The sequence below is a fragment of the Chryseobacterium indologenes genome (assembly GCA_016025055.1).
GTDB lineage: Bacteria > Bacteroidota > Bacteroidia > Flavobacteriales > Weeksellaceae > Chryseobacterium > Chryseobacterium indologenes.
Map to the genome: position 1 here is coordinate 4,278,304 of CP065590.1, position 13,878 is coordinate 4,292,181.

Here is a 13,878-nt window from a genome sequence, read left to right on the forward strand (position 1 = left end):
CGAAAAAGAGTTAAAAATATCAGAAATAATAGTGTACCAAAACTATGATATAAGGAAATTTATTTCACAAAATCAATAGGCTGACCCACCTGATATTCCCCACGGGGGTTTTATGTATATTTTATATTTTCTTTTACAGTTTTCTTTCAAAGGTTCAATATAATAAGCTTGTCCATTTTCCAGATAAGATCCTGTAAGCTTTCCGGAAGCAATGGTGAGGGTCATCAGTTTCGTGCCATCTTCGGATTTCCCTTTGAAGGTGAATATTCTTGCTTTTCGTAGTGCTTCACTGGTTTTATCAAGCATAATATATTTTGTCTCTTTGCCTTCGATATCGTACAAGGGAAAAGTCAGTTTTCCAGAAGAAGCTGTATCCAGTTTATTTTCCTGTATGAATTTTTTAGGATTAAAAGAAAATATAAACTGACGTGATTGTCCTTGTAATCCACTACAAAAGAGGACAAAACAGAATAATAACAATATATTTCTCATCCTTAAATAATTTAATATCCTTTACTTATAAGCCTTAAAAAAGGGCTATATAAATATAACCCTTTTTTACATTGCTTTTTATCAATTATTTTTTAATGACCTTTGATTGACTGATTATTGTCTTATTGTTCAACAATTTCAACATATAAACTCCTGTTTTAAATTTAGAGAAATTGATCTCAGAATTGTTCATGACATTTGTTTCCATCAGTCTTCCGGATGCATCATAAATTTCGTAATGGCTAATCTTTTCATCACTATAAATATGAAGATAGTCTTTTACCGGATTCGGTACAAGGCCGATCTGTTTTTTAGCAATATCCCCTGTTGCCAACGCTGCAGTAATAATCAGAGAAACATTATTTTTACTCAACTGGAGGCAGGTTTTGCTTTGGGTAAGCTCGGCAATAGATTTATTGAGAAGGTTAGCTGCAGTTCCCGTGTAAGAAATTCCCTGTACAGTGTAAGTTCCAACCGGTAAACTGGTGAAGTCGGCAGTTGTACTCTGCGCCACAATCGTATTGGTGGCTGTATTAATGGCTATATAGGTGTAGCTTAATCCGGCAGGCGTATCCATAACATTAAAGAAGCTTCCAGGTCCTTCATTGCTCACTGTTACACTAGCCCCTATTGCAGTGCCGCCCAGGTTTTTTGCCGTCATAAAATACTCAACACCTTTTTCAAGGTTTACAGAGAATGATCTGTAGTAGCTCAAGCTGGTTCCTGTTCCACTATATACGCCGTTAGAAGTAACGAAATTTGCAACATTTACCTGATTTCCTTTATACACCGTCATGATTACGGCATCAGGTGAAGGATAACTTATGGTATAGCTTCCTGTTTCCGTTACTTTAAATTTGTAAGGAATTAAACTTGTACTAGCCAGAATCTGATACGGAGCTGTACTCGTCTGATTATAAATATATAATGGATTCGGGCTCATATTGGCCGTAGCAAAAGTGATTATTTTTGAGCTGTAAGAATCAGCAGAGGAAGTCTGCGGCTGTAGGTTTAGATTGGCCTGGGCACTTCCCTGGATAGCTGTTACCACTTTAGCATTTTCCACCATTACAGACGGGAATGCATTACAGGTTGAATTGATGGTAAAATTCGTATTCGATACATCAAAGAACTCTGCATAATTATTGATCACCGCAGTCACCTTTATTCTTGCTTTATCTGTATAAGGAAGAAACGGAATCAATACCGTAGCGGTACCATTATTAGGAACATCAGAAGCAAGAGTGTATGGGAAAGTATCACCTCCGTCTGTGGACAGAAGAATATTTACCGTATTCTTTAAGGTATTGGTCTGATTTACATCCCATGTTACATTCATATTAGTATCGTTATTCACCGTTACATTGGTGTTGGGATAGGTAACAGCTAAAGGTCCCTGGTCTGTTACGGTTACTACCACCTGATCAGAATCTGCTCCGCCGGAAACGGCACTGTTATCTCTTACCGTAAACCGCATTTTCATCGTTCTAGCTACGAGAGGTAATGCTTCTGCGGCATTGGTAGGAGGAGTATTCTGATTATTGAGTACAAACCTCATTTTTGGGAAATACCTTTCCGTGGTCGTAGTGCTTTGTTCTGATCTGAATAATGGCGCTGTAGTACTGTTTACGGCAGAATAGCCACCGACACCGTTTATCGTACTGCCAAATGCTCCCTTATCGTTGGCACTGGCTACATCTACCTGATCCCAGGTATAAGAAAGATGAGTATCTTCTGCATCTGTTCCGATTCCTTTTAATTTGAAAGGAGTATTCTTTGGAATACTGATTGCCGTATTTCCTGCGTTGGCTACAGGAGGGGTATTGGCTACCGCTACTGCATTAAAGCAGGTAGAATATACACTCAGTGTATTGAGAATCTGGTCGATACTTTTCGCATGGAAATAATTCAGTCCGTTATTGCCGGAGTTCGTCTGATCATTGGGCGTTGTACAGTTGTTTCCGTATGCCATAATGGTAGATCCCGCACCGGGCTCTACGGCAGAATCACCATTCCAGCCCGCTGTACAGAAAGTCGGGCTTCCGGCAGATCCTCCAACGGCGTTGTATGTATGCCATGCGCCAAACTGATGGCCCATTTCATGCACAATCAGGTTCGCTGTTAAAGATTTTGGCATTGAAAGCGTCCATTGGCTCCATGCTCTTGCTTTAAAAGAAGAATTACATGGCTGTGGCCCCGCCTGTCCCTGGGCACTGCCTCCTGCTCCCGGCATAATATTAAAGGTATGTCCGATATCATAATCTGCATAAGGAAGTGTACCGTTGGTATTCATAATGTCAAATCCTGCCTGAGAATTTGCTGCAGAAGCAAAAGAAGCATTAACAGTAAAAGGGTCTGTAGCCGCATCTGTAAATAAAAGGGTTTTGTCTGTCGTTTTACTGATCAGCGTAAAAGAGATAGACAGCTCAGATTCGTAGATCTGATTTATCAGGTTCATCATCGCTACCAGCTCAGCCAGTGCCGCATCCTGATTGCTGAAAGATGAAGTAAACTCACCTGTAGTAGCCACAGCCATTCTAAATGTTTTCATCTGACCTCCATATGGAAAACCCGTGACGGATTTCTGAACATTGAGTGCATGGCCGATAGCCTCAAGACTTTTTTTGAATTCCGTTTCATCGGTACCACACTGGAAATTCTCGCCGAACATCTCTGAGGAGTTATAAATTCTATATTCTCCAGCCTGCGTTTTGTAAGGTTCAATGATAAAGTATCCTTGGGCAGTTTTGATCATTGCCGTTACTTTATCCCCGGCCAGGGTAAGTTTTATTCTCGATTGCCTGTCTTTGGAATATCCGTCAAAAGTAACAATATCCTTTAATCTTTTGTTAACAAGGTTATTCTCAGACAAAATAAACTCCTGCTGTGATCCGTCAATAAGTGTCAAAACAATAGACTGGTCAGCAATTTTCGAGGAATTCTTTTTCTTGCTTTCCACATTTCTTTTGAAATTTTCGACATTAAGTTTAAAAGTCGTTCCCGGAAGATGGGTGGCACGCAGTTCATTCGTGTTGGAAATCTGTGCATTGATCAAAAAAGAGGCACAAACCGAAAGGAAGGTAATTTTCAATTTCATTGTTGATGGTTTTTTTTTAAAGATAAATAATATATTAATACAAAATCACCAAATATTGTATAATTTATTGAAAATCAAAACAAAGACTGTATCAGTATCATTGAAATGATAGCTACTCTCCTCCTCACTACTCACAGCTATTATAAAAAAAGCAGGCTAAGAATACACTACTTCACCTTTGATTATATGATTTCAATTTTATTTTGTTAGATTTGTATTGAAAATCATCTAACATTTTGAAAACAACCCTAACAGAAGAAAATTACCTGAAAGCTTTGTTTCATTTAGTTGACAATGAAGGTAAGGTGACGATTAATGAACTCAGCAAATTTTTAAATGTAAAAATGCCGAGCGTCAATAATATGATGAAGAAATTCGCAGAAAAAAAATGGGTCATTTATGAGACCTACAAACCATTGATTGTCACTGAAAGCGGTAGACGAGAAGCTTCTCTGGTTGTTCGCAAGCACAGACTTACCGAAATGTTTCTCGTAAAGAAGATGAATTTCGGCTGGGAAAACGTCCATGAAATTGCAGAACAACTGGAACATGTGCATTCGCAAATCTTTTTTGACAAAATGGATGAAATTCTGGATTATCCTAAGTTTGATCCTCATGGGGAGCCTATTCCTGATAAAGACGGAAATATTATTGCTCAGGATCTGCAAAAACTGAGTACTTGTGAAGTTGGCGAAACAGTCGTTTTTGCCTCCGTTACTCTTTCGGATGATGCTTTTTTAAGTTACCTGAATGACAGAAAACTCCTTCTCAACACCAAAGTAAAAATCATTAAAATAGAAAGTTTCGACAAGTCTATGACAATAGAAATCGGAAATTCCAAAGAGGTCCTCAGTAAAAAAGCTACTGAAAAGATTTTGGTTAAAAAATAAAAAATACCGGTGGATGATATCTTTACATCACCGGTATTTTATTTACTTCTTCTGCTACTATTTTCTCTGCAAATCCTGTTGTTGTTTTACTGACTCTTCATAGAATGTTGATCAATACGGTCTATCTTTGCTCTTTCCGACCCAATTTTCATTGCAGGACTGGCGGTTTTACAGCTTAGCATGAAAATGACTGAGAGACCCAAAGTAAACAAACTAACTTTTATTTTACTGACTAAAATTTTCATATATACTTTTTCTAAATAAAAACAAACTGAACAAAAAACAGAGATAACATCATGTTTATCAATACAAAAAAAATAATTACACGTACTATAATTTTGACTTTATTGGGTTAATTTTTCTACAATTTTTAATTATGTATTTTCATTTCTAATTAAAAATTGTCTTTAAGTAAAATCACTGCACAAAACTTCTTTTTAATCTGCTGAAGCGTTAAAAAACGGTTAAATAGCTGTAAAGAAACAAACTTGTATTTTTATTTTAATTAGGTTTGCATATCTATCTGCCAAGACTTTCAGTCGATCCGGAAAACAGCAAATTTTAATTATTTCTCCATAAAAATTATGAAAAAAAGTATTCAGCTTTTGATGATGTCAATGTTTTTAAGCCCATTGATCAATGCCCAGGTTAAAGATTTTGTAATTGAGCCGCCTGTTAAACCCAACCTGTATCTTTATAAAAGTTTCGGAGTTTTCGGGGGTAAAGAATATTCTGCCAATGCTGTATATCTTACCACTAAGAAAGGAGTTGTCTTATTTGATGTCCCATGGCAAAAGGAACAATATCAAACCCTTATGGACACCATACAAAAGCGTCATCACCTTCCTGTAATTGCTGTATTTGCCACCCACTCTCATGATGACAGAGCGGGCGATCTAAGCTTTTACAATCAAAAAGGAATTAAAACATATGCGACCGCCAAGACCAATGAACTGTTGAAAAAAGACGGAAAAGCAACCTCAACCGAAATTATAAAAACAGGAAAACCTTACAAAATTGGTGGTGAAGAATTTATGGTAGACTTTCTTGGAGAAGGACATACAGTTGATAATGTTGTTGTATGGTTCCCCAAATATAAAGTACTGGACGGAGGATGTCTTGTAAAAAGCAGGACAGCCACTGACCTGGGATATACAGGTGAAGCAAACGTAAAACAATGGCCGGAAACCATGCGAAAACTAAAAACGAAATATGCTCAGGCCACTCTGGTAATCCCGGGACACGACGAATGGAAAGGCGGTGGCCATGTACAGCATACTCTGGATCTTCTGGATAAGAATAAAAAGCCGGAATAATGTAAGACATTAAAATGGTTCGGAAAAAATCGAAAGATTTTTATAAAGCCTATTATTTATACTTAAAAAATCCCGAATTTTCATTCGGGATTTTTATTTTTATAATGTATTTTATTAATCTAGTACACTCCAGCCTCTCTTTGGATTGGTATTGGTAGAGACCTCTTGTTCGTTGACAATGATATTTTCTTTTCTCTGACCGATATAATCCAGTTCACTTAATTTAGAGAAGATCGTTTCCAAACTTCTCAACATCTGCTGGATATATAATAAAGGTTCTCCGCAATTATGGTGATCGTAGTTGGTCTCCGCTACGATAGAAAGCTGGTTCAGTAAGGTGTGAGGGGCAATTTCGCTCCATTCCAGACTGTAATTCAGCATTTCTTCCAGTTCGGCAGGAACCAGTAGCTGGGTCGAGTTATATAAATGAAGAGCCAGTCTCGCAAAAGACTCGATCAGATATACCGGCGGTTGCCATGGCGTGATATTTCTGAATTGGAAATACATATCTCCAAAGGTATTGACCATAGTAGTACATAGAAACTTAACGTTTTGGGCCAATGCTGTGTTCTGGTTCTTATGGGAAGCTTTTTGAATAATTTTAAAAGCATACTGCTGTAGGTTACCAATAGACTTCGCATAGCTGTTATAATACTCTATCAGAGCTGGATGGCTCTGAATGGAAGTACAGGGCGGGATAAAATTAGAATCTACCTGAGCAATATTCGCCCTTAGATCTACCTTTCCGATGATCAGATAATTACCTCCGGAATAACTGCTGTTTAAAGAGCTTACAGGAAGTAGTTCTATGTGGTGATTAGGTTGCGCGTTAGGATGACGGGGCGGAATTTCTTCAGGATCGATATCACCGAAAGGTACTTTATCAAAAGGATTAACAGAGATAAGGATGTAATAATCTCCGTCTGCCTGTTCCTCGTTCATGGATTTCGCCAATGACTTTACACTGATTCTTCTGTCGGTAAGCTCTATACGGTAACCTGCCATCGTCACGGCGCTGCATCTTTTGATTACAAGTTGTACATCATTGGTGGCAGTATTATGAACATCAAAAATAGTACGATCTGTGTATTCGTTGGAAATAGGCAAAAGACCGTAATTATATGTAGTAATTCCAAGTGAGTTGGAATCTCTGATGGTATCAATTAAGAAATTATCCTGATCGTTAAGGTGTCTTTGGGAAACTTTCATCCCATCCACCCAGTTGATCGCAAAATGTTTAATAGGCTGTATCATGTTAATACTTTTTAATTTTTTTGTGTTTATGCTTTTCTTACAACTCCTTCCTCTTCATGCTGAATCACTCTCTTACAGATCACCACTTCATTCTCGGAAATGCTGTTGGTAGAAATGTCCTGGTCGAAATCAATATATTTTCTGAAGCTGAAAAATGATTTTTTTGTATAGAAAATCCAGTAATAAGGCTCTCTCTCTTCGTCAGAAAGATGGATGATAGACCCCGGATTCTTATGATTGTAATCGTCTACTACTCTGTAAAACCAGTCTCCAAAAGTAACTCCTGTCGGAAGAGTTTTCGCTTTAATTCTGAATCTGTTGGAGTCTTCTAAATTTTTGCTCAGCTCAACATTCAGTACCATTAACCGGTCAAAATCTGCGCCTTCAAAATCCGGCAGCTTTTGTTCAGGAGAATATCTCCATGTTTTATAAATATCAAAAGGTATGCTGATAAACTGAATATAGCAGTAATAAAATACCATGGGAACCACAAAAATCAACATACTTGTAGCCGCCATGACAGCGTATCCCGTTCCTTTGCTCATAAAGTTGAAAAGCAGAGTAAACAGATAGCCTCCTAAGGCAATACAGGTAAGTGAAAGTATCGATTCAAACAAAATGCTCATTGCCACGGAATCAATATGTTTTTTGAAATACTTATGCAGCAGATTAACATGAATAATCCCGAAAATAAGATAGATAATCTGTGCAATAAGGTACCAGTAAGGATTAAAAAGATTGCCGGCAAACCCAAAAATTCCCGGAATGGCCAGACACAAACTGCATAGTAGGACGTATACTATAATTACTTTAATCTTGATCGCAGGTTTATTTCTCCTGATTATACCCAGTATAACCATCATTATAATTGCGATTAAAGGCATTAAAATATACCTTAAAAAAATACCTTTTACTGAAGAAATTTCCATTTGTTTCTTTTCGAATTTATACTTTGTTGGTAGTTGTAAATATAATAAAATAATTTAGAGGAAAGTAGAGTATCCAAGGCGGCTGGCATTTCTTTCATCATCCTCAAGACTGAAGGAATATTCAACCTTTTCTGTCACAAAATTCTCTTCCACATCCACTGTTACAGGAAGAAAATAATCATACAGCGCCTGAAGTACTTTTCTGAAAGGGCTTCCGGGAATATATTTCTCCATATCCTCATAAGGAATAGGCCCGATATTCACCACCCAGTTCCGCTGCCCGTCCATGTGCTTTCCACTCGGAATATACGTTACTCCCAATCTGGAATTTCCCAATAACATAGAATCGTCATTTTTCTCTATTTCATCAATAATGTTCGGAGAAAAAGTAACGACTACAGGCACCTGTAAAAAGGCTGTCATACATCTTTCAAACCATTTTTTACTTCCTCTTATCTGATGAAAAAACGGCAGAATATGCATAAAGATGTATGCGTTTTGCTTATCCAGCATGGTAATCAAAGGCCAAAGCTCACTTACCGTTTCCAGCAAGGCATCTGTATTACTCGTAATATCAAACTCTGATTCTTTCAGTAAGGAACTGATCTCTGTAAAAAAAACTTCCAGCTCAAAAGGACGGAAAAATTTTCTGGCGTCCTCTTCTACTCTTTTTGTCTTCGGATTTCCCTTACAACGGTATCAACATTTTTTCTGGAGGCTCCAAGGGACGGAGGATGAAAAAGACCTTCAGGAAGATAGTCATAAATACCTTCTCTATAACTTTCTATCGTAAATACTTCCTCATCAAAACCTAAGTAACTGCTGGTAATACTTTTAATATCCTTAAGATAGGCACGGTCATTCACGCCGACTCTTTCAATAAAAATATTACTTACAGCCCGGTGGTATTTCAGCAGATTGACTGCCACAGCTTCAGCCTTGAAGTCGGTCTGGAGCTTATTGTAATTCATGTCTACAATATTATTCTCATGCATAGTGTTTCCTGTGATTATGACTTGTAAAGATAATATATCTCATAAGTTTGAAAAAATATTTTAACAATAATTTTATTCTAAAAATACTAATTTATTGATATTAGTAAGAAAATTTTTCTGCAAATACCGTAAAGATACGGAGAAAAGCCGGGTAAATCAAAGTTTATAATTTACATTTTAAAGTTCATAATCAGGTATTTAAACGAGAATATCCCAACACAATATGTACATTTTAATGATCAAATAAGTTTTTGTTTAAAATCATTAATTAGCGTTATCAATTGATTGACCCTATCTATAATTTTGAACTGCCACTTCCCTGTTTGTCCAAAAGTTCTACAAATCTGAGAATTTTCTCATGGCCGGAAGGTTAAATTTTATTAACATAATATTATAACAATAAATCGGCGATAGGTAATGCTCATTCCGAACGTGGGCCGTATCTTTGCAGACTGAAAATTGTTATTTAAAATGAAAAGTATTTATTCTAAAATTCTGATTTTAGCATTCATCGCCTCTTCACTTTATTCTTATGCGTGGGGATTAACGGGACACAGAGTTATCGCTGAAATCGCCCAGAACCACCTTTCCGGAAAAGCAAGAAGAGAAATCAGAAAGATCATGGGAAAAGAACGTCTTGCGTACTGGGCCAACTGGCCGGATTTTATCAAATCTGATACAACAGGAGTATGGAAGCAGGCTTCATCATGGCATTATGTAAACATTGATCCTCAGACTGATTTTAAAAATTTCGGAGATAATCTGAAAATGCAGGCCGGACCTAGCCTTTATACCCAGGTAAACACCCTGTCAAGCCAGATTAAAGACAAAAATACATCTGAAAAAGACAGAAAAATTGCTTTAATTTTCCTTATTCACATCATGGGAGATCTGGCACAGCCTTTACACGTAGGAAGAGCAGATGATTTAGGCGGAAATAAAATCAATGTCACTTATTTCGGAGATAAAACCAATTTGCATTCCGTTTGGGACGGAAAATTAGTAGATTCCCAGAAGTACAGTTATACGGAATATTCCAGACTTCTGGATATTAAATCGAAAGAAGAAGTAAAGCAGATTCAATCCGGAACCCTGGAAGACTGGTTATATGATTCTCATAAAATTGCCAATAAAATCTATGCACAGACACCTGACGGTTCAAAATTATCCTATGACTATCAGTACAAGTTTAATGAAACGCTTGAAAGACAACTTCTATATGGAGGATTGAGACTGGCAAAAGTTTTGAACGAACTTTTTTAAATCAAAATTATTTTCAACAATTATATATATAAACGGGACTTCGGTTTCGTTTTTTTTTTCACAATCGTGAAGACTCATCAATCATAATTTTTCATAAATCTGCAAACAGATGATCATAATATACCGGCAGGTGGAATAATTTTTGCTTGTATAACAGTGAAGAAAAAACACAAAACCTACTATTTATCAATGACTTAAATTGAATATTTTAGTTTTTTACTGTATTTTACATCATGCAAAATATAAAAAAGTAAATCTTGTGTAACCTTTTTACCTTTTCAAACGTATATTATATAGTAACTCTTTTTTGAGGATAAAAATAAATGAGACAATTAAAGATCACTAAGCAGGTTACCAATAGGGAAACTGCTTCATTAGACAAGTACTTGCAGGAAATTGGTAAAGTAGAACTGATCACTGCGGACGAAGAAGTAGAATTGGCACAAAGAATACGTGCTGGCGACAGAGCTGCACTTGAGAAATTAATCAAAGCCAACCTTCGTTTCGTAGTTTCCGTATCTAAACAATACCAGAATCAAGGCCTTTCTTTACCCGATTTGATTAATGAAGGTAACTTAGGATTGATGAAAGCGGCAAAAGGTATGATGAAACTAGAGGTTTCAAATTTATCTCTTATGCAGTATGGTGGATCCGTCAATCAATTTTGCAGGCGTTGGCTGAGCAATCAAGAATTGTAAGACTTCCGTTGAACAAAATTGGTTCCATCAATAAAATTAATAAAGCATACGCTCACCTTGAACAGGAAAACGAAAGACCACCTTCTCCGGAAGAATTGGCCGAAGTTCTTGACATGAGCGAGGAGGATATCAAAGAATCTATGAAAAACTCCGGAAGACACCTGTCTATGGATGCACCTTTAGTAGAAGGTGAAGATTCTAACCTTTATGATGTATTGCGTTCAGGAGAATCACCAAGCCCGGATAAAGATCTGATGCTTGAGTCTCTGCAAATCGAGATTGAGAGAGCATTGAATACTCTGACTCCAAGAGAGGCTGATTTGGTAAGATTATACTTCGGACTGAACGGGAAACACCCAATGACTTTAGAAGAAATTGGTGAAACTTTCGACCTTACAAGAGAGAGAGTACGTCAGATCAAAGAAAAAGCGATCAAGAGATTGAAACACAACACCAGAAGTAAGATTCTGAAATCTTATTTAGGTAAATAATTTTCGCGTACAATGTAACAGGCGGAGTTTGATTTTCAAACTCCGCTTTTTTTTGTAACAATATCCGAAATATAGTCAACTAATTAAAATCATAGTTCAAATAGGAACTGAAGAGAATTTAAATGCGTATTTTTAAATATTGATGCAGAATGATTTTCTATAGTAAACACCGTTAACAAAAACAATCTATGAAAAAAATGATCTTCGCCTCTGCCATAGCTCTTTCTTTATTTTCCTGCAGAGAAAACAAACCGGAAAATGCCGTAGAAGATAATGCCGTTGACAACGCAGAATCTTCAGTGTCAGCCTCATTTAAAAGTTATCGTGGGAATGACACAACCGTTGATAATATCTATTTTGAACTGATTAAAAATGATAAAAAGCTGACCGACCTCAACACCAAAATTGTGAAAACATTTGAGGAAACAGGAAAAGCTTTAGCTCAATATAAAAGTGTTTTAAACACCTCAGCATCATTTTATCAGGATGCAGCCCAGCAGACAAAACAGATTCAGGATACCCTGATCAGGCAGCAGATAGAACAGGAAATTCTGGCCAGCTCGGAACAGTATGATCTTAAAGTTAAAAATATTACAGATCGTATCAACCAGATTACCAAAAACAATGAAACACTTACTAACTTATATACTGCTTTTAAAATCAGAAAAACGCTTCCCGAAATTGAAAAATATCAAAATGCACATCCTTTAAAAACAGATAGCCTGGATAGCTTTATCAGCAGGCAAAACAAACTTCTGGAAGAACTAAAAAATGTAAAATAACACCTCTTATGAATTATACTACGAAATGGCTTACAGATAAAACACGTGTTGAAGAACTCGTAGATTTTTTTATTACCCACAAAACAGATTCCTATATTTCCCACAGTGAAATTATGTATGGCAGAGCTCTTGATTCCGAACACTGGAATCCTGATCTGAGAGCAGTACTGAGAGCACAACTGATGGAAGATTATAACTATGATGAGACGTCAAAATTAAAGATTCTCATTGCAGAAGATGAAAACGGAAAAATTGCAGGAATGCTTGTTTTCAATGTAATCAGCAGTCCTTTTAAAAAATATGCGGTTTTAGAAGATATGCTTTTGGATCAGTCTGTGAGAGGCCAGTCTCTGGGAAGTAAATTGCTGCAGGAAGTAATTGAAGATTCCAAAAACTGGGGCATCAGCTTTATCATGCTGGAAAGTGGAGTCAACAACCATGGTGCTCATCATTTTTTTGAGAAGTATGGATTTCAGAAAGTGTCTGAAAGTTTTATGTTAACATTATAATGTAAACTTAAAAAAGTATCCTGATGAATTCAATTTCAATAATCGGAGCCGGAATCGGTGGATTGACTCTTGGGAATGTTCTCAAGCAGCATCAATACGATTTTACCATCTACGAATCTGCCCATGAAATAAAACCTGTTGGAGCCGGGATCATGATGGCAGTCAATGCAATGCAGGTTTTTGACCGGCTAGGACTAAAAGAGAAAATTGAAAGTGCAGGAAACAAAATTCACAGAATTACGATAGCCGACGAATCCTTACGGACGATTTCACAGACAGAAATTCTTGACCTGGAAAAACAATACAACTCTTGCAATGTAGCCATTCACCGCGCTGAACTTCAACGGATTCTTGCCGAAAACCTCAAAACAGAAGACATTCTTCTCAACCATTCTCTGCAAAAAATTGAAAAAAAAGAAAACTACATTATAAATTTTGAAAACGGAACCCGGATAGAAACCAAAGTTGTTTTCGGAGCAGATGGTATAAAATCCAAGGTAAGAAATCAGATTCTGAAAACCGGTACCATCAGAAGTGCAAACCAAAAGTGCTGGCGTGGTCTGGTGGATTTTGAACTGCCCGAAAAATATCATCAGGAAGCTTTTGAAATGTGGGGCAAAGGAAAAAGGTTTGGCTTTGTAAAAATTTCTGATAAAAAAGTCTACTGGTATGCCTGCATTAATGAGAAAAGTTTTAGCCGACACGCAATGATTTCTGATATTTTCAGTGATTTTGATTCTTTAGTTCTGCATATTATTGACTCTACTGCAAAGGAAAATATTATTTGTAATACTATTTCTGACCTCTCTCCCATCCCGGACTGGTATACTGAAAATCTATGCCTGATCGGAGATGCGGCCCACGCTACGACGCCCAATATGGGACAAGGTGCCTGCCAGGCGATTGAAGATGCGTACATCATCGGCAGGCTACTGGAAAAAACCGATGATTTCAATGTAATATTTGAGGAATTTCAGAAAATAAGAAGAAAAAAGGTAGATTATATCGTTAATACAAGCAGAAATATCGGAAAAATTTCTCAATGGGAAAAAGGAAATACTTTACGTAACTTCTTCATGAGATTGATTCCGGATAGCACCCAAGAAAAAATGGCTCGTAAAATTATTGAACTGGAAATGTAGTATTTATGTAAATTTAATAA

9 protein-coding genes and 3 pseudogenes are annotated in these 13,878 nt (G+C 36.8%); 8 read left to right on the forward strand and 4 right to left on the reverse strand.

Annotation, left to right across the window (positions count from 1 at the left end; genetic code table 11):
• Nucleotides 1–72 precede the first annotated feature (72 nt).
• Nucleotides 73–492, reverse strand: a complete 420-nt coding sequence (locus H3Z85_19745; protein ID QPQ51485.1) for a hypothetical protein — start codon at nt 490–492, stop codon at nt 73–75.
• 85 nt (nt 493–577) lie between these two features.
• On the reverse strand, nt 578–3,589 hold the full coding sequence (locus H3Z85_19750; protein QPQ51486.1) for a T9SS type A sorting domain-containing protein: 3,012 nt from the start codon (nt 3,587–3,589) through the stop codon (nt 578–580).
• Nucleotides 3,590–3,825: 236 nt separating this feature from the next.
• On the opposite strand from H3Z85_19750, the gene H3Z85_19755 reads away from it, so the two are divergent.
• The 3 genes and pseudogenes from H3Z85_19755 to H3Z85_19765 all read left to right on the forward strand — a co-directional run bounded on the left by H3Z85_19755 (nt 3,826) and on the right by H3Z85_19765 (nt 6,935).
• A complete protein-coding gene (locus tag H3Z85_19755) occupies nt 3,826–4,479 on the forward strand; it encodes a metal-dependent transcriptional regulator (protein ID QPQ51487.1) in 654 nt (217 codons plus the stop codon).
• Nucleotides 4,480–5,063: 584 nt separating this feature from the next.
• Entirely contained in the window at nt 5,064–5,795 is a 732-nt protein-coding gene (locus H3Z85_19760) for a subclass B1 metallo-beta-lactamase IND-2 (GenBank protein ID QPQ51488.1), read from the forward strand.
• Nucleotides 5,796–6,794: 999 nt separating this feature from the next.
• Nucleotides 6,795–6,935 (forward strand): annotated as a pseudogene (locus H3Z85_19765) (hypothetical protein).
• Between the two features lie 140 nt (nt 6,936–7,075).
• Here H3Z85_19765 and H3Z85_19770 read toward each other — a convergent pair.
• Together H3Z85_19770 and H3Z85_19775 are read right to left on the reverse strand one after the other, a co-directional pair.
• Nucleotides 7,076–7,978 (reverse strand): TssN family type VI secretion system protein, encoded by a 903-nt coding sequence (locus H3Z85_19770; protein ID QPQ51489.1) that lies wholly within the window; start codon nt 7,976–7,978, stop codon nt 7,076–7,078.
• Between the two features lie 54 nt (nt 7,979–8,032).
• A pseudogene (locus H3Z85_19775) lies at nt 8,033–8,973 on the reverse strand (type VI secretion system baseplate subunit TssG).
• 471 nt (nt 8,974–9,444) lie between these two features.
• Between H3Z85_19775 and H3Z85_19780 the strand changes: the two are divergent.
• The 5 genes and pseudogenes from H3Z85_19780 to H3Z85_19800 all read left to right on the forward strand — a co-directional run bounded on the left by H3Z85_19780 (nt 9,445) and on the right by H3Z85_19800 (nt 13,858).
• Nucleotides 9,445–10,236, forward strand: coding sequence for a S1/P1 nuclease (locus tag H3Z85_19780; GenBank protein QPQ51490.1), 792 nt, complete (start codon nt 9,445–9,447; stop codon nt 10,234–10,236).
• 323 nt (nt 10,237–10,559) lie between these two features.
• A pseudogene (locus H3Z85_19785) lies at nt 10,560–11,425 on the forward strand (RNA polymerase sigma factor RpoD/SigA).
• A 188-nt stretch (nt 11,426–11,613) separates the two neighbouring features.
• Nucleotides 11,614–12,207: a hypothetical protein gene (locus H3Z85_19790; protein ID QPQ51491.1), complete on the forward strand. Its 594-nt coding sequence runs from the start codon at nt 11,614–11,616 to the stop codon at nt 12,205–12,207.
• 8 nt (nt 12,208–12,215) lie between these two features.
• Nucleotides 12,216–12,716 carry a GNAT family N-acetyltransferase gene (locus H3Z85_19795; protein ID QPQ51492.1) on the forward strand — a complete coding sequence of 167 codons (501 nt, stop codon included), beginning with the start codon at nt 12,216–12,218 and terminating at the stop codon, nt 12,714–12,716.
• A 23-nt stretch (nt 12,717–12,739) separates the two neighbouring features.
• On the forward strand, nt 12,740–13,858 hold the full coding sequence (locus H3Z85_19800; GenBank protein QPQ51493.1) for an FAD-dependent monooxygenase: 1,119 nt from the start codon (nt 12,740–12,742) through the stop codon (nt 13,856–13,858).
• Nucleotides 13,859–13,878 lie beyond the last annotated feature (20 nt).

Excerpts from the sequence above, each read along its gene's own strand:
- H3Z85_19745 (QPQ51485.1), bottom strand. The coding sequence starts at position 492 with ATGAGAAATATATTGTTATTATTCTGTTTTGTCCTCTTTTGTAGTGGA.
- H3Z85_19750 (QPQ51486.1), bottom strand. The coding sequence starts at position 3,589 with ATGAAATTGAAAATTACCTTCCTTTCGGTTTGTGCCTCTTTTTTGATC.
- H3Z85_19760 (QPQ51488.1), top strand. The coding sequence starts at position 5,064 with ATGAAAAAAAGTATTCAGCTTTTGATGATGTCAATGTTTTTAAGCCCA.
- H3Z85_19770 (QPQ51489.1), bottom strand. The coding sequence starts at position 7,978 with ATGGAAATTTCTTCAGTAAAAGGTATTTTTTTAAGGTATATTTTAATG.
- H3Z85_19780 (QPQ51490.1), top strand. The coding sequence starts at position 9,445 with ATGAAAAGTATTTATTCTAAAATTCTGATTTTAGCATTCATCGCCTCT.
- H3Z85_19790 (QPQ51491.1), top strand. The coding sequence starts at position 11,614 with ATGAAAAAAATGATCTTCGCCTCTGCCATAGCTCTTTCTTTATTTTCC.
- H3Z85_19795 (QPQ51492.1), top strand. The coding sequence starts at position 12,216 with ATGAATTATACTACGAAATGGCTTACAGATAAAACACGTGTTGAAGAA.
- H3Z85_19800 (QPQ51493.1), top strand. The coding sequence starts at position 12,740 with ATGAATTCAATTTCAATAATCGGAGCCGGAATCGGTGGATTGACTCTT.